This is a genomic window from Oleiphilus sp. HI0123 (genome assembly GCF_001635315.1).
In genome coordinates, this window is the sequence record NZ_LWGE01000555.1 from 1 (window position 1) to 470 (window position 470).

Annotated in this window: 1 protein-coding gene; it reads left to right on the plus strand. The window is 49.1% G+C overall.

Annotation, left to right across the window (positions count from 1 at the left end; all coding sequences use genetic code 11):
- On the plus strand, nt 1–470 hold a 470-nt coding region (locus A3761_RS05085; RefSeq protein WP_156491620.1), incomplete at both ends, for an iron-containing alcohol dehydrogenase.

Here is a 470-nt window from a genome sequence, read left to right on the forward strand (position 1 = left end):
CAAGCAGGTCTAGACTTATTAAGAAACAACAACTGCGAAGCAATTCTTGCCGTAGGCGGTGGCTCACCGATTGATGCAAGCAAGGCTATCGCAGCACGCGCAACAAATGACAAGCCATTAGAGAAGATGGCCGGCTTATTCAAGTTACGTAAAGCACCTTTGCCACTATTCGCCATCCCGACAACTGCAGGCACTGGCTCAGAAGTAACCATCGTGTCTGTCGTATCAGACCCTGAAACCCATCAAAAGACACCTATCATTGACCCTAAACTGGTACCCATGATGGCCGCTTTAGACGGCGCAATGATGCTAGGCCTACCTGCTGCAGTGACGGCTGCAACCGGAATGGACGCACTGACTCATGCGATTGAGTCTTACATTTCAGTTAATGCTACCGATGAGACCGACGCTTACGGAACAGCTGCTACACGTCTAATCATGGAAAATCTTGAAACAGCAGTGAAAGATGG